The organism is Mesorhizobium sp. M0954 (assembly GCF_040319155.1).
Taxonomy (GTDB): domain Bacteria; phylum Pseudomonadota; class Alphaproteobacteria; order Rhizobiales; family Rhizobiaceae; genus Mesorhizobium.
The window spans coordinates 22,125-37,611 of sequence record NZ_JAMYNR010000035.1; the positions used below are offsets into that span (position 1 = coordinate 22,125).

The following is a 15,487-nucleotide window of genomic DNA, read 5'->3' on the forward strand; positions in this document are numbered from 1 at the left end:
TTGGAACGCCGGCCACCGCATTGATTGGCCGAACCGTGCTTGCAAGGGCCGCGGCCCCGGCAATGCCAAACATTCCTGTCAAAAATAGTCGCCGATCCATGGAAACCTCCCAGTCTTCAACCAGCGATAGAACAAGCTGACGATGGGGAAATAGCGCAGTCGGTGCAAACGCCTAGTGCCGCACGGCGACTAGCGGTGGTCCGGTCGGCCGGAGGGTGTTACCTCGTCCTCGAAGTGGGATGGCTACCTCGATCGACAAACACCCGGAGCTTTCTGAATGGATGGAGGGCCGTGAACGACGAAGATGGGACCTACGTCTACGCCATAGCTACCTAATTCCACGCTACTGCTCTCTGTTTGTCGCTCGCGTTGCAAAAAGGCTTGACTGCCATCCTACCAGAAGGTAGGTAAAAGCATGAGCAACTTGTCTACCACCTCTGACGACATCCTGGCTTGTGCGCGTTCGCTGATCGTGGCTGGCGGCTACAACGGTTTCAGTTATGCTGACATTGCTGATGTGGTCGGGATCCGTAAGGCGAGCATCCATCACCATTTCCCAAGCAAGGTCGATCTGGTTCGGACGCTGGTTGCGCGGTATCGCGAAGAAACTGAAGCGGGGATTGCAAATGTCGAACTTCACGAATCCGATCCGCTCGAACAGTTGCGGATCTATGCCGGGTATTGGGAAGCCTGCATCGCGAACGCCAGCGCCCCGTTTTGTATCTGCGCGCTGTTGGCAAGCGAGCTCCCCGTGCTGCCCGAGGAAGTTAGCCTTGAGGTCCGGGCGCATTTCCGCTCGCTGTCGGCTTGGCTGACATCCGTGATGGAGCGCGGTGCGCGGCACGGCCAATTTCGACTGATGAGTACCCCTCGTGCCGAGGCTGAAGCGTTCATGGCGACCGTTCACGGCGCGATGCTTTCAGCACGGGCCTATGGCGATCCGAAGATATTCGCCGTCGTGACCGGCCCGCTCCTGGAGCGGCTCCGCGCTTCCCCCCGGATACCAGCCTAGATCTCAACTAACCATACTAGCGATCACTCCGCGACGTTCGTCGAGAGCCCCTACCTACTAGTCGAAAGGACAATCCAATGACGGTTCACAGTGGCGATCTCTCCCGCGCCAGCCAGGAACAATGGCTCAAGCTCTATTACTTCGCTCGGACGACGTTCTCGGCTGTCTGGGTGGCGGCTGCCTTTACGGTGGGACAGCATTCCGGGGTGGTCGCGGCGGTTTTGCTCGTGGCTTATCCTGCATGGGATGCCCTGGCCAATTTTGTCGACGCATCGCGCAGCGGAGGATTGGGACAGAATCGCACCCAGGCCATCAACGTCGCGGTCAGTGTGGCGACAACGTTCGCGGTCGTTGTTGCGCAGAAGATGAGCATGAACTGGGTGCTGGGCGTGTTCGGCCTATGGGCGATCCTGTCCGGCCTGCTTCAACTCGGTACCGCTGTCCGCCGTTGGAAGAGCTCTGGTGCGCAGTGGGCGATGGTCCTGAGCGGAGGGCAGTCAGCACTGGCAGGCACGTTTTTCATCGCACAGGCGCGGATGCCGATGCCGCCATCGATCACCAACGTGGCCGGCTATGCCGCAGTAGGCGCCCTCTACTTCCTGGTTTCGGCGGTGTGGCTGAGCGTGAGCCAATTGCGGCGGAAGGCTGCATAGCGTGCCGTCTTAAGCCATTACCGGCGCGATGAGAGATGCTGTTACCTATGGGTCCGGAATGGACAATTCCGAAGTGGCGGAGAGGGAGGGATTCGAACCCCCGATGGGCTTGCACCCATGCCGCATTTCGAGTGCGGTGCATTCGACCACTCTGCCACCTCTCCGCGGTCATGGTCCGCCGTTGCCGGCGCGGCGCACTAGATAACGGCTGGACAGGCAGGTTACAAGGGCCAATCTGCCCCGGCGCCGCAGCTTCTGTCCGTGCTTCTTCGAGGCTCCGGTGGTCACTGCTCGATATTTGCAAGGTCTGGGCTCAACCCATTCGCAGCTTGCCCGCGGCGCTTGCCTTGACTCAAGCCGAACCTTCGGTTAGGGACAGCGCGCAATCGGCGTGGAGGGATCTTCCGCGCCGCTTGTTTTTTGAACCCGCAGACGACAAAAAGACGGCCGAACCGCCTGAAGCGGTTCATCAAGGCCGACCGAACAGCGAAAGGCAAAAAATGTTCGCAGTCATCAAAACGGGCGGCAAGCAGTATCGCGTTGCCGCCAACGATCTCCTGAAGATCGAAAAACTCGAAGCCAATGTCGGCGACATCGTCGAGATCGGTAACGTGCTCGCGCATGGCGAAGGCGAGAACGTCACATTCGGTGCGCCGTTCGTCGATGGTGCGATGGTCACCGCCGAAGTCGTCGAGCAGGGCAAGAACCGTACCGTCATCGCCTTCAAGAAGCGCCGCCGGCAGAATTCGCGCCGCAAGATCGGCCATCGCCAGCTTTTGACCACCGTCAGGATCGCCGAGATCCTGCTGGGTGGCGCCAAGCCGGCGAAGAAGGCCGCCGCCAAGACCGAAGCGAAGGCTGAAGTTGCAGCCAAGACCGAGGCGAAGGCTGAAGCCGCGCCGAAGGCAGCAGTGAAGGCAGAGGCTGCGCCGAAGAAGGAAGCCAAGGCCGAGACGACCGAGGACAAGGCTGCCGAAGCCGCCGCACCGTTGTTCAAGGCGCCGAAGGGCGAGCCGGACGACCTGACCGTGATCAAGGGCATCGGCCCGGTCGCCGCCGGCCAGCTCAACGAACAGGGCATCACCACCTTTGCCCAGATCGCCAAGCTGTCCGACAAGGACGTCGCCAAGATCGACGAGCACATGCCGTTCAGCGCCGACCAGATCAAGGACTGGCGTGAGCAGGCCAAGGAATTGGCGAAGAAGTAGAACGAACCGACGCAATCGTCGCCGGATCGGACTTGAAACGGAACGCGAACGCGTTCATAAGATCGTTTAGGCGCCTCGCGGCGCATCGGAGTAGTTAGATGGCACACAAGAAAGCTGGCGGATCGTCGCGCAATGGTCGCGACTCCCATTCCAAGCGGCTCGGCGTGAAGAAGTTCGGCGGCGAAGCCGTGATTCCGGGCAACATCATCATTCGTCAGCGTGGCACGACGTGGCATCCCGGCACCAATGTCGGCATTGGCACGGACCACACGCTGTTTGCGCTCGAAGCTGGCGCAGTCACCTTCAACAAAAAAGCCAATGGCCGAACCTACGTATCGGTGAACCCGATGACGAAGGCAGCGGAGTAGCCGGTTCCGCACGAGAACACCGGCACCCATCTCGGGACCGGTGTCTGGCCAAGCCAGGAAATGGATCAGGGGAGATGGGTTTCCATCTCCCCTTTTTCTTGTGCCTGGAGGACTTTGATATGGTTGCCGAAGCGGAAGACTCAGACGACGAAAGTTACACGATAGATTGCCCGGTGCTCGCGACCGAGCGGCTGGTCATGCGTGCCCCGCGTGAAAGCGACATCGAGCAATTGGTGGCGCTCGCCGACAACCGCCATGTCGCGGAAATGCTGGCTCGCATGCCGCATCCCTATGGCGAGGCCGAGGCACGCGCTTTCCTGGCCATGACGGCATCGCGCCGGGCCGGAATCGCCTATGCGCTGACGCTGGCCGGCACCGAGACCTTCGTCGGCTGTGCCGGGCTCAACACCACGGATCGTGGGCTGGAGCTCGGCTACTGGATCGGCGAGCCGCACTGGAAACGCGGCTACGCGACGGAAGCAGCGCACGCACTGGTCGACCTTGCCTTCCAGAGAACCACGATCCAGGTGCTGCACGCCTCGACGCGGGTTATCAATCCGGCCTCGCGCCGGGTCATCCACAAATGCGGCTTCCAGTATGCCGGCCAGGGCATGCTGAACTCGATCGTTGCCGGTCAGGTGCCGGTCGAACGCTACCGCCTCGATCGCAAGACCTGGACCAGCCTGCGGAACTGGGTGCATTTTTGATGGGTGCGGCTCACGTCATCTCGAGCCAGACCGGCAAGTGATCCGAACCGGCCGCTTGCCGGTCGACCCACAGGCGCTTCAGCGACTTGGCAAGCGAGGCGCTGGTGAAGATGTAGTCGATGCGCTTGTAGCGGCTGGTATCGTCCGGCCGCTTGGGGTCGACCCAGGTGACGAGATCGGCGCCGCCAGCGCCGAGGCGGGTGGCAGCATCGATGGCGAGGTCGGCGGTCACCGGCATGCCGAATTCATGGTCAGCCTGACCGGCGAGTTCGACATGTTCCGGCGATCCGGCCAGCATGTTGAAGTCGCCCATGACGACGAAGGCTTCGGGACAAGGCAGGTCCGGCAAGCCGATCTCGGCGACGCCGGAGAGCCCGCCGCCCTCGAGCGGGTAGTTCAACAGGCGCTGGCGCAGAAAGCGGATCTGGCTCAGCCGTTCAACCGGGCTGCGATGGTCGAGATGGGTGGAATAGAAGCGGATCGGACCAAGCGGCGTTTCGATCAGCGCCTCCAGCGCGCCGCGCTGGAAGTTCATCGCTTCGACACTGCGGCTGCGCGGCAAAAGGAGATTGCGCGACAGATGGATCGGCGTCCTCGACAGCACCATGTTGCCGAGCTGGAAGGTGGTCGTGATGGCGCGGCCGTTCTCCAGGCGCGAGCCGGCGTCGGCTTCGAAATTGCTGCCGTAGACGGCAAAATAGTCGGGCAGCGCCTCGCCGAGGTCGGCCACCATGTCGCGGCCGCCATTCTTCGGGTTGGCGCGGGTGACCTCCTGCAGCGCGATCACGTCGGCGCCGCGCACGGCATCGGCGATACGGCCGACATCGTAGCGGGCGTCGAGACCGACGCCGTAGTGGATATTGTAAGTTACCAGTTTCATTCCGACATCTCGCGCTTTGGAAAGCCGAAGATCGATTTTCGGCAAGGGTCAACCAAATGCTACGCGTCCAGAGCTACGCGCGACGTTACAGTAGCAAAAACGGCCCTCGCCCTTCGTCCCGCCTTGCTTTAGAGCAATCCCGCAAAGCCAATAACAGAAACCATACAATCCGATGAAATTTCTCGATCAAGCCAAGGTCTACATCCGCTCCGGCGACGGCGGCGCCGGTTCGGTGTCGTTCCGGCGCGAAAAGTTCATCGAGTTCGGCGGCCCCGACGGCGGCGACGGTGGCCGCGGCGGCGATGTCTGGGTCGAGGCGGTCGATGGGCTGAATACGCTGATCGACTATCGCTATCAGCAGCATTTCAAGGCCAAGACCGGCACGCACGGCATGGGCCGCAACATGACTGGCGCCAAGGGTGCCGACGTGACGCTGAAAGTGCCGGCCGGAACGCAGGTCTTTGCCGAGGACAATGAGACGCTGATCTGCGATCTCACGGTCGTCGGCCAGCGCTTTCTTTTGGCCAAGGGCGGCAATGGCGGCTTCGGCAACCAGCACTTCAAGACCTCGACCAACCAGGCGCCGCGCCGCGCCAATCCCGGACTGCCGGGCGAAGAGCTCAACATCTGGCTCAGGCTGAAGCTGATCGCCGATGCCGGCCTCGTCGGGCTGCCCAACGCCGGCAAGTCGACCTTCCTGGCGGCGGTCACCGCGGCCAAGCCGAAGATCGCCGACTATCCCTTCACCACGCTGCATCCCGGCCTTGGCGTGGCCCGCATCGACGGTCGCGAATTCGTCATTGCCGATATCCCGGGCCTGATCGAAGGCGCGCATGAAGGTGTCGGCATCGGCGACCGCTTCCTTGGCCATGTCGAGCGCACGCGTGTCCTTCTGCATCTTGTCTCGGCGCAGGAAGAAAATCCGGCCAATGCCTACAAGACCGTGCGTGCCGAGCTCGAAGCCTACGGCAATGGGCTGACCGACAAGGTCGAAATCGTCGCGCTTTCCCAGGTCGACATACTCGATGCCGACGCACGCAAGAAAAAGACCGCCTCGCTGAAACGTGCCGCCGGCCGCGCGCCGATGCTGCTTTCGGCGGTCACCGGCGAAGGCGTCGAGGCGGTGTTGCGCGCGCTGATCGCTGTGGTGGCCGATGCACGCGAGGCGGTCGCTGCGCCGGTCGAGACGCGCTGGAACACATAGCCATGGCCGCGCAATCGCTGAAAAATTATCGGCGCATTGCCGTCAAGATCGGCTCGGCGCTGCTTGTCGACCGCACGACGGGCCTGAAGCGCGACTGGCTGGCCTCGCTTGCCGACGACATCGCCATGCTGGCCAGTGGCGGCGCCGAAATTCTCGTCGTGTCTTCCGGGGCGATTGCACTTGGCCGCACCATCCTCGGTCTCGGCAAGCGGGCGCTGAAGCTCGAGGAGAGCCAGGCTGCTGCTGCCGTCGGGCAGATCGCATTGGCCGGCGCCTGGTCGGATGCGCTCGGCAAGAATGGCTTGAAATCGGGCCAGATCCTGCTGACGCTCGGCGATACCGAAGAGCGTCGCCGCTATCTCAACGCGCGGGCGACGATCTCGACACTGCTCAAGATGAAGGCGGTGCCGGTCATCAACGAGAACGATACGGTGGCCACCTCCGAAATCCGCTATGGCGATAACGACCGGCTGGCGGCGCGCGTCGCCACTATGATGGGCGCCGACCTTTTGGTGCTGCTCTCCGACGTTGACGGGCTCTACACGGCACCGCCGGCGCGTGACCCGCAAGCTCGATTCATTCAGGTCGTCGACCGCATCACTCCCGACATCGAAGCGATGGCGGGTGCCGCTGCTTCGGAATTGTCGCGCGGCGGCATGCGCACCAAGCTCGACGCCGGCAAGATCGCGACCGCCGCCGGCACCGCCATGATCATCACATCGGGCACGCGGCTGTCGCCGCTGCTGGCAATCGAGCGCGGCGAGCGTGCCACCTTCTTCCGGCCGAGCGCCAATCCGGTCAAGGGCTACAAGACCTGGATCGCCGGGCAGCTCGAACCTGCAGGACGGCTGACCGTCGATGCCGGCGCCATCGGCGCGCTGCTCTCCGGCAAGTCGCTGCTACCGGCCGGCGTCAAACTGGTCAGCGGCAATTTTGCGCGTGGCGACACGGTGGCGATCCTGTCGCCCGAGGGCCGCGAGATCGCGCGCGGGCTGGTTGCCTATGATGCCGCCGATGCCGTAAGGATCGCTGGCCTGAAGACGACCGAGATCGAAACGGTGCTCGGCTACGAGGCGCGTTCGGCGATGATCCACCGCGACGATCTTGTGGTGAGCCATGCCGGTGGCGAGCAAGTAGTCGGTGACCAGGTTACATAGCGGAGGATGAGCCATGCTGACGCTGCATGAAAAATCCCGGGATGATACCGTGGCGCTGATGGCCGATATCGGCCGCCGCGCGCGTGCCGCGGCCCGCCCGCTGGCCATAGCTGCGGCCGAGCGCAAGCACGCGGCGCTGTTCGGCATGGCTCAGGCGATCCTTCGGCATGAGCAGGACATCCTCGACGCCAATGCCATCGACATCAGAAATGGCAGGGAGGCTGGCCTATCGGCAGCGTCGATGGATCGGCTGAAGCTCGATCCCGCCCGCATCCGCGCCATGGCAGACGGTATCAGCGAGATCGCCGGGTTACGCGATCCGGTCGGCGATGTCATTGCCGCATGGGACCGGCCGAACGGGTTGCATATCGAACGGGTGCGCACGCCGCTCGGCGTCGTCGGCGTCATCTATGAGAGCCGGCCTAACGTGACCGCCGATGCCGGCGCGCTCTGCCTCAAGGCGGGCAATCCGGTGATCCTGCGCGGCGGCTCGGATTCGGCGAATTCTTCCGCCGCTATCCATGCCTGCCTGGTCGAGGGGCTGAAGGCAGCCGGGCTGCCGGAGGATGCCATACAATTGGTGCCGACCACCGATCGCGCCGCCGTCGGCGAAATGCTGAAAGGACTTTCCGGCAATCTCGAGGTCATCATTCCACGCGGCGGCCGCAGCCTGGTCGAGCGTGTGCAGAACGAGGCGCGGGTGCCGGTCTTCGCGCATCTCGAGGGCATCTGCCATCTCTATATCGACCGATCGGCCGATCTCGACATGGCGGTCAAGATCGCGGTCAATGCCAAGATGCGGCGCACCGGGGTGTGCGGTGCTGCCGAGACGCTGCTGGTCGACCGTGCCGCCGCCGGCACGCACCTGGTACCGATCCTCGAGGCCTTGCGGGCGGCAGGCTGCGAGATCCATGCCGATGCCGAGGCGCTGAGGCTTTATGCCGATGCCCAGCCCGCGACCGATGCAGACTGGGTGACCGAGTATCTCGATGCCATCATTGCGGTGAAGCTGGTCGACGGCATTGGCGGCGCCATCGAGCATATCGAGACGTTTTCCTCGCATCACACCGAGGCGATCATCGCCGAGGACGCCACAGCAGTCGACCGGTTCTTCAACGAGGTCGATTCGGCGATCCTTCTGCACAACGCCTCGACCCAGTTTGCCGATGGCGGCGAGTTCGGCATGGGCGCCGAGATCGGCATCGCCACCGGCAAGATGCATGCACGCGGGCCGGTCGGCGTCGAGCAACTGACCTCGTTCAAATACCGCGTACGCGGGTCGGGACAGGTGAGGCCTTGAGCGCCGGTCTTACCCTCCCCCTTGTGGGGAGGGTGGCGAGCATCGCGAGCCGGGTGGGGGTGCGACGCTGAACTCTGCAACACCCCCACCCCGCTCCGCTTCGCGGATCGACCCTCCCCACAAGGGGGAGGGTAAGGAATCCGTATCCTCCCACTATCTGCACATGCCGCATGCCGGGAAAGGCGTGGCGGTCGGGCTGTTCGGCGGTTCATTCAACCCACCGCATGCCGGCCATGCGCTGGTCGCCGAGATCGCGCTCAGACGGCTTGCGCTCGATCAGTTGTGGTGGATGGTGACGCCGGGCAACCCGCTCAAGAATGCCGGTGACCTGGCGCCGCTGGCCGAGCGGCTGCAGCTATCCGAAAAGATCGCCAAGAACCCGAAGATCAAGGTCACCGCCTTCGAGGCGGCCCACCGCGTCCGCTTCACCGCCGACACGCTGGCGCTGGTCAAGGCGCGGAACCCGGGCGTCGATTTCGTCTGGATCATGGGCGCCGACTCGCTTCGCGACTTCCACCGCTGGCAGCGCTGGCGCCGCATCGTGATGACGTTTCCGATCGCGGTGGTCGACCGGCCGGGTGCGACGCTGTCGTTCCTGTCGTCGGTGGTCGCCAAGACCTTCGACTATGCCCGCGTCGACGAAGGCGACGCACCGCGGCTCGCCCGCATGACGGCGCCGGCCTGGACCTTCATCCACGGCCCGCGTTCGTCGCTGTCGTCGAGCGCGATCCGCAAGGTGGCAAAGGGCTGAACCGGCGCGGAAGGCAAGTCCGGTGATGTCGCTTTTGCCGCTGCCTTGACCTGCTTGATGGGCGATCCTCGGTCATGACGATTCTCGAGCGCGACCAGGACAAGAACGGTCTAGGGCAGCCGGCGCCGTCGATCGCCATTGCCAGCATCCTCTTGTCGATGGCGCTGATCGCCGTCGGCAATGGGCTGATGTTCGCCTATATCCCAGTCCGGCTCGGCGCCGAGGGCTTCGATCCGACATGGGCGGGGCTGATCGTCACCGGCCTTTCGGCTGGCGGCCTTGCCGGCTGCATCCTGACCGGGCCGCTGGTGCGGCGTGTCGGCCATGCCCGCGTGTTCATGGTGCTGTCGGCACTGATCGTGCTGTCCAACGCCGCGGTCGGCGCCGGGCCGCACCCCTTGCCATGGATCGCTGCACGGGCACTCTACGGCTTTGCCATATGCGGCCTGTTCATTGTCGCGCAGAGCTGGCTGAACGATGTCGTCGCCAACGCCATCCGCGGCCGGGTCATGGCTATCTTCTACGTTGCCTATGTCGCCGGGCTCGGCGTCGGCTACTCGACGCTGGCGTTGATCGATATCCGCGCGGCCGACGCGCCGCTGATCGGCATTGCCTTCACCGCGCTGTCGATCCTTCCCGTCGGGCTGACGCGGCTTGCGCAGCCGCCGGCGCCGCAAGCGGCGTCCGTGGCGCTCGCCCGCGCCTGGCGGATCTCCCCGGTCGGAGTTGCCGGCATGCTTGCCGTCGGCGGCCTGTCGATGACGATCTCGGGTTTTGCGCCGATCCATGCCACGGCCAAGGGCTACAGCCAGGCCGACGTCGCCTTGCTGCTTTCGGCAATGCCGGTCGGCACGCTGATCCTGCAGATTCCGCTCGGCTGGATTTCCGACCGCACCGACCGGCGCTTTGTGCTGATCGCGGCGTCGGCGCTTGCCGCCGCGGCGGGCCTGTTTGCCCTCGGTTTCGACGGCGGCGCGCTGGCGGCGCTGCTCGTCATCTATGTGGTCTGGGACGGCGCCTCGGAATCGATCTATTCGCTTGCCAGCGCCCATGCCGGCGACCGCGCCGGCAAGGACGACATGGTGGCGTTGTCGAGCTCGCTTTTGTTTGCCTGGTCGCTGTCCGGCTTCGTCGTACCCGGCATTGTGACCGGACTTTCCGCCGTCTACGGCACGCAGGCCTTCATCTATGTGGCAATCGTCATTGCCACCGCCTACTGCCTGTTCGTTCTCTGGCGCGTCGTCATGGTGCGGCCGGTGCCCGCCACGCGAGACCGGCAGTTTCGCGCCAATGACGGCGCAGGCGCCGTTGCCTGTCGATCTCGCCTTCGCGCCTGAAGATCAGCGCCGGCGCGAAGGACTTTGAACGCCCTCCAGCTGGTTTCAAATCCTCTATTGCCGCGTGGCTGAGGCATCCGGCTGAGGCGCTTTCGGTGCCGGCGCCGGGACCGAAAGGCCTTCGGCATCGAATGCCTGCTTGACGCTCTTGGTGAGGTCGATCTGGGCGGCGAAGAAATCGGCAGCCGCCGTCCAGTAGCGCAAGGTGATGGCGACGGTGCTGTCGCCGACAGTCGCGACAAAGGCGATCGGCGCCGGCTGCCGCCTGACGCGCCGGTCGGCGGCGGCGACACCGAGCATGGTCTTCTGCGCAAAATCGATGTCGTTCCAGGAGCCGATGCTGAGCGTGATGTCGCCGCGGCGCACACCGTTGCGGGTGAAGTTGCGGACCGGCTGGTTCCACAGGGTCGAGTTGGGTGCAAGCACGTAGACGCCTTCGACCGTCCTCAGCGTTGTGGCAAACAGCCCGATCTCCTCGACGGTGCCGGATATCGCGCCGACTTCGACATATTCGCCGATGCGGAACGGCCGCAGCGCCAGGAGCATGATGCCGGCGGCAATGTTCTGCAGCGTGCCTTGCAGCGCCAGGCCGATGGCCAGGCCGGCGGCACCGATAGCGGCAATGATCGAAGCCGTCTGCACGCCGAACTGGCCGAGAACCATGATCACGACCAGTCCCAGGATGGCGTAGCGGACGACCTGCGAGAAGAAATGGCGGAGCGTTTCGTCGAAGCCGCTGATATGGCCGAGGCCGGCATAGATCGAACGCTCGGCGAGGCCGGCGACGATGTAGCCGATGACCAGCAGGATGACGGCGCCGACCGCCGAAAGCGAGTAGGAGACGATCAGCGTGCTGAGTTGCGCCAGGCCGGATTGCACGGTGAGGAGGGCGTTCTGGGGATCGATCGGCATGTCGGGATTCCGGTTCGTGGATGAGCCGATAACCGCTGCGGGGCGAGGCGGTTCCGATTTTCTGGCCCGAAAAGCCGGATATTCGGCCGCTGCCGGGTGCCTGCTTGCGAGCGGTGTCTTGAAACTGCAACCTAACTCTGCCTATCTAAGCAGTGTCACCTGATTTCAGAGGTGATTTGGTTGTTCTTGCTGCGAAAGGAAATACACTGAGAACAGCACTGCGGAAGAAGGCCGACATCGTGCCTTCGCCGGCCGGGATCAGCGTAAACGACGCCGTGTCCCGCGCCATCAAGACAGTCCTTGCCAGTCTGGAAGACTCCAAGGCCGAAAACATCGTCTCAATCGACATTCAGGGGAAATCGAGCCTCGGCGACTACATGGTCGTCGCGTCTGGCCGATCGCACCGTCATGTCTCGGCTGTTGCCGATCATCTCCTTAAGGCGCTCAAGGATGCCGGGCTCGGCACTGCGCGCGTCGAGGGGCTGGCTGGCGCCGACTGGGTCCTGATCGATTCGGGCGACATCATCGTCCATGTCTTCCGTCCCGAGGTCCGCGACTTCTACAATCTCGAAAAGATGTGGCAGGCGCCCGATCTCGAGGAGGAGACCCTCCACTGAGCCGTATTCGTCTTGATGCATGTCGTTGTCCGACATGCATCAGCGGCTCTTCGAGGCAGGGATGAAGATTACGGTTCATGCCGTGGGCCGAATGAAAGCCGGCCCCGAGAAGCAGTTGGCCGACCGCTATTTCGAGCGTTTTGCCAGGAGCGGTCCTGCCGTAGGCCTCGAATTCGCCGGGATCGTCGAGATTGCCGAAGGTCGCGCGCAGACGGCCAATGAGCGCCGGCGCGAGGAAGGCCAGAAGCTGCAGACGCACTTGCAACCGGGCACGGCGCTGATGCTGCTGGATGAGCGCGGCAAGAACCTTTCCTCCGAGGATTTCGCCGGCCGCATAGGTTCGCTGCGCGATGGCGGGCGCAAGGCGCTGGTGATCGCCATTGGCGGCGCCGACGGCCATGACCAGTCACTGCGCGACCTGGCTGATCTGACGGTGTCGCTCGGCGCGCTGACCTGGCCGCATCAGCTGGTCCGCGTGATGCTGGGCGAGCAGCTTTACCGGGCGGCCACGATCCTTTCCGGTCACCCCTACCATCGTTCATGAACTCGGCTCCGTCGGCGAATTGATGCCAGCCGCCCGGATTTTTGCCCCAATGCTCATCGACAGTTTGGGCTCATGGGGTTTGTCGATGACGGCCGGGGCTCGAACATGGTTGATGGTTCGTTAACGAAGCCGCGCATAGAGTTGGGCTTCAATGTCTGAAGACTGGAAATCACGAACGGGCTCCTGGCGCGTGCGCTACGGCATCGCCGTGGCGACGATCGCGCTTTCGCTCGGCGTCGCGCGGGCCGAGAACACGCTCGACCTGGCGCCCGACCCGGACCAGAGCCGCGCCGAATACGAAAAAGTATCGAAAGAGATCACGCTGTCGTCCGAGCGGCTGGCCAAGCTCGCCGCCGACATAGCGGCTGTCAAGAAGGACCACGCCTCGATCACCGCGGCGCTGATCCAGTCGGCGATGACCGAGCAGAAGCTCGGCCAGGACATCGAGGACATTGGCGGCAAGCTGGAAGGGCTGAAGGCGCAGGGGCAGAAGATCCGCGCCTCACTGGCCGCCAGACGCGACGTTCTGGCCGAAGTGCTCGGCGCGCTGCAGCGCATGGGGCTCAATCCGCCGCCGGCGATCCTGGTCAAGCCGGAGGACGCATTGTCGTCGGTGCGCAGCGCCATCCTGCTCGGTGCCGTGGTGCCGGAACTGCGCCAGCAGACCGACATGTTGCTGGCCGACCTCAAGGAGCAGTCGCGGGTGACGGCCTCGATCGAGGCCGCGCGGGCGCGGCTGACGGCAGCTGTCGGCGAGCAGGCGGCGGAAAAAAAGCGGCTCGGCATGCTGCTCGAAGCCAAGCAGAAGCTCGCCGCCGATACGCAAACCGCGCTGGCCGTCGAAAAGCAGCGGTCCGCGACGCTGGCGGCCAAGGCCGGCAGCCTGAAAGAACTGATCGCCTCGCTCGAGGCCGACAGAGCCCGCAAGGCGGCGGATGCGGCCAAGGCAGCCGAGCAAAAGACGGCCGACGCCGACAAGGGCCCGGTATCGGCTGCGGCGCCGACGGAATTGGCCTCGCTGCCGGTGCCGGAGAGCAACAGGCTCACCGCTGCCGCGCCGTTTTCCGCGCTTCAAGGGCAGATCGCGCTGCCGGTCACCGGCAGGATCAAGCGGCGCTTCGGGGCCGACGACGGTAACGGCGCGATGATGCTCGGTGACATGGTTGCGACACAATCGGGAGCCATCGTCACAGCGCCGGCGGATGGAAATGTGCTTTATGCGGGGCCTTTCCGCTCTTACGGTCAACTCTTGATCCTGAATGCGGGTGACGGCTATCATGTCGTCCTGGCGGGGATGAGCAGAATCAGCGTCGCGTCTGGCCAGTCGGTGCTCGCAGGTGAGCCGGTCGGCGCGATGGGAGAGGCCCGGGTGGCGAGCACCTCGGCATCGAAGAATGGAAATGCCACGCCGGAGCTCTATGTCGAGTTCCGCAAGGATGGAAAACCCGTCGATCCGGCCCCATGGTGGGCGGACCGTTTTTCTGGAAGGACGTGAATGATGCGGAAACTGTCGCTTCTGTTTGCCGGTGCGCTGATGGGTGCATCGGCGATGAGCCTGGTCTATGGCGCGCCCGGCTCGACAGCGAAAGCTGCGGGCTCCGAGACCTATAAGCAACTGGCGATCTTCGGCGATATCTTCGAACGGGTACGGGCGAATTATGTGACGCCGCCCGACGACAAGTCGCTGGTTGAAAATGCCATCAACGGCATGCTGTCGTCGCTCGACCCGCACTCCTCCTACATGAATGCCGAAGAAGCGCAGGACATGCGCGTGCAGACCAAGGGCGAATTCGGCGGCCTCGGCATCGAGGTCACCATGGAGAACGACCTGGTCAAGGTGATCACGCCGATCGACGATACGCCGGCCGCCAAGGCAGGCGTGCTCGCCGGCGACTATATCGCCAAGATCGACGGCGAGGAGGTCCGCGGCCTGACGCTCAACGACGCCGTCGAGAAGATGCGCGGGCTGGTCAATACGCCGATCAAGCTCACCATCTTGCGCCAGGGCGCCGACAAGCCGATCGAACTGACCGTCGTGCGCGATATCATCAAGGTCAAGGCGGTCAAGTTCCGGGTCGAAAACGACATCGGCTACATGAAGATCACCTCCTTTACCGAAAAAACCTATGACGACCTCGAGAATGCCATCGACACCATCAAGAAGCAGGTGCCGAACGACAAGCTCAAGGGCTACGTGCTCGACCTGCGTCTCAATCCGGGCGGTTTGCTCGACCAGGCGGTGAGCGTGTCGGATGCCTTCCTCGACCGTGGCGAGATCGTCTCGACGCGCGGCCGCGATCCGAAGGACGTCACCCGCTTCGACGCGCGGGCCGGCGACGACATCGGCGGCAAGCCGCTGATCGTGCTCGTCAATGGCGGCTCGGCCAGTGCCTCGGAAATCGTCGCCGGCGCGCTGCAGGATCTGCGCCGCGCCACGGTGGTCGGCACGCAGTCCTTCGGCAAGGGTTCGGTGCAGACCATCATTCCGCTTGGCGAGAACGGGGCGCTGCGGCTGACGACGGCGCTCTATTACACGCCGTCCGGCAAGTCGATCCAGGGCAAGGGCATCACGCCCGACATCAAGGTCGACCAGCCGCTGCCGGCGGAACTGCAGGGCAGGGACCTGACGCGCGGCGAATCGGACCTCAAGGGCCATATCAAGGGCGCCGACGAAAGCACGACCGGTTCGGGTTCGGCAGCCTATGTGCCGCCGGAACCGAAGGACGATTTGCAGCTCATCTATGCCGAGCAGCTGCTGCGCGGCCAGAAGACCGATCCGGCGTTCCCGCCGAATCCGCAAAAGGCCGTGTTGAACCAGTAAGGGCGGGCAAGCCGGG

Annotated in this window: 15 protein-coding genes, 1 tRNA gene and 1 pseudogene; 14 read left to right on the forward strand and 3 right to left on the reverse strand. The window is 63.9% G+C overall.

Going from position 1 to position 15,487, the window contains the following annotated elements:
* Window positions 1–415 precede the first annotated feature (415 nt).
* Window positions 416–1,012, forward strand: coding sequence for a TetR/AcrR family transcriptional regulator (locus NKH93_RS29705; protein ID WP_352974602.1), 597 nt, complete (start codon window positions 416–418; stop codon window positions 1,010–1,012).
* Window positions 1,013–1,089: 77 nt separating this feature from the next.
* On the forward strand, window positions 1,090–1,665 hold the full coding sequence (locus NKH93_RS29710; RefSeq protein ID WP_352974605.1) for a DUF308 domain-containing protein: 576 nt from the start codon (window positions 1,090–1,092) through the stop codon (window positions 1,663–1,665).
* Window positions 1,666–1,739: 74 nt separating this feature from the next.
* On the opposite strand, the gene NKH93_RS29715 is transcribed toward NKH93_RS29710, so the two are convergent.
* Window positions 1,740–1,829 (reverse strand) — tRNA-Ser (locus NKH93_RS29715).
* A 336-nt stretch (window positions 1,830–2,165) separates the two neighbouring features.
* On the opposite strand from NKH93_RS29715, the gene NKH93_RS29720 reads away from it, so the two are divergent.
* The 3 genes from NKH93_RS29720 (at window position 2,166) to NKH93_RS29730 (ending at window position 3,948) form a co-directional block, all read left to right on the forward strand.
* A complete protein-coding gene (locus tag NKH93_RS29720) occupies window positions 2,166–2,873 on the forward strand; it encodes a 50S ribosomal protein L21 (protein WP_352834007.1) in 708 nt (235 codons plus the stop codon).
* A 98-nt stretch (window positions 2,874–2,971) separates the two neighbouring features.
* Entirely contained in the window at window positions 2,972–3,241 is a 270-nt protein-coding gene (gene rpmA / locus NKH93_RS29725; protein ID WP_023678077.1) for a 50S ribosomal protein L27, read from the forward strand.
* A 119-nt stretch (window positions 3,242–3,360) separates the two neighbouring features.
* Window positions 3,361–3,948, forward strand: a complete 588-nt coding sequence (locus NKH93_RS29730; protein WP_352834005.1) for a GNAT family N-acetyltransferase — start codon at window positions 3,361–3,363, stop codon at window positions 3,946–3,948.
* Between the two features lie 10 nt (window positions 3,949–3,958).
* Here the strand turns inward: NKH93_RS29730 and NKH93_RS29735 are convergent, their stop codons facing one another.
* Window positions 3,959–4,828: an endonuclease/exonuclease/phosphatase family protein gene (locus tag NKH93_RS29735; RefSeq protein ID WP_352834002.1), complete on the reverse strand. Its 870-nt coding sequence runs from the start codon at window positions 4,826–4,828 to the stop codon at window positions 3,959–3,961.
* 172 nt (window positions 4,829–5,000) lie between these two features.
* Between NKH93_RS29735 and obgE the strand changes: the two genes are divergently transcribed.
* From obgE to NKH93_RS29760, 5 genes and pseudogenes are all read left to right on the forward strand, one after another.
* Window positions 5,001–6,032, forward strand: coding sequence for a GTPase ObgE (gene obgE / locus NKH93_RS29740; RefSeq protein ID WP_352450880.1), 1,032 nt, complete (start codon window positions 5,001–5,003; stop codon window positions 6,030–6,032).
* 2 nt (window positions 6,033–6,034) lie between these two features.
* Window positions 6,035–7,189 (forward strand): glutamate 5-kinase, encoded by a 1,155-nt coding sequence (gene proB, locus NKH93_RS29745; RefSeq protein WP_352974614.1) that lies wholly within the window; start codon window positions 6,035–6,037, stop codon window positions 7,187–7,189.
* 13 nt (window positions 7,190–7,202) lie between these two features.
* Window positions 7,203–8,489, forward strand: a complete 1,287-nt coding sequence (locus NKH93_RS29750; RefSeq protein ID WP_023678072.1) for a glutamate-5-semialdehyde dehydrogenase — start codon at window positions 7,203–7,205, stop codon at window positions 8,487–8,489.
* A gap of 163 nt (window positions 8,490–8,652) precedes the next feature.
* Entirely contained in the window at window positions 8,653–9,240 is a 588-nt protein-coding gene (locus NKH93_RS29755; RefSeq protein WP_031212055.1) for a nicotinate-nucleotide adenylyltransferase, read from the forward strand.
* Between the two features lie 74 nt (window positions 9,241–9,314).
* Window positions 9,315–10,605 (forward strand): annotated as a pseudogene (locus tag NKH93_RS29760) (MFS transporter).
* A 26-nt stretch (window positions 10,606–10,631) separates the two neighbouring features.
* Here NKH93_RS29760 and NKH93_RS29765 read toward each other — a convergent pair.
* A complete protein-coding gene (locus NKH93_RS29765; RefSeq protein WP_352745856.1) occupies window positions 10,632–11,489 on the reverse strand; it encodes a mechanosensitive ion channel family protein in 858 nt (285 codons plus the stop codon).
* A gap of 239 nt (window positions 11,490–11,728) precedes the next feature.
* Here NKH93_RS29765 and rsfS point away from each other — a divergent pair, with 239 nt between their 5' ends.
* The 4 genes from rsfS to NKH93_RS29785 all read left to right on the forward strand — a co-directional run bounded on the left by rsfS (window position 11,729) and on the right by NKH93_RS29785 (window position 15,471).
* A complete protein-coding gene (rsfS, locus tag NKH93_RS29770; protein ID WP_023678068.1) occupies window positions 11,729–12,106 on the forward strand; it encodes a ribosome silencing factor in 378 nt (125 codons plus the stop codon).
* Between the two features lie 61 nt (window positions 12,107–12,167).
* The gene (gene rlmH, locus NKH93_RS29775; RefSeq protein WP_023678067.1) at window positions 12,168–12,650 is read left to right on the forward strand and encodes a 23S rRNA (pseudouridine(1915)-N(3))-methyltransferase RlmH; all 483 of its coding nucleotides are present in this window, start codon (window positions 12,168–12,170) and stop codon (window positions 12,648–12,650) included.
* 151 nt (window positions 12,651–12,801) lie between these two features.
* Window positions 12,802–14,145: a murein hydrolase activator EnvC family protein gene (locus tag NKH93_RS29780; RefSeq protein ID WP_352974621.1), complete on the forward strand. Its 1,344-nt coding sequence runs from the start codon at window positions 12,802–12,804 to the stop codon at window positions 14,143–14,145.
* Complete coding sequence (locus NKH93_RS29785) at window positions 14,146–15,471, forward strand: S41 family peptidase (RefSeq protein WP_023678065.1); 1,326 nt, start codon at window positions 14,146–14,148, stop codon at window positions 15,469–15,471.
* Window positions 15,472–15,487 lie beyond the last annotated feature (16 nt).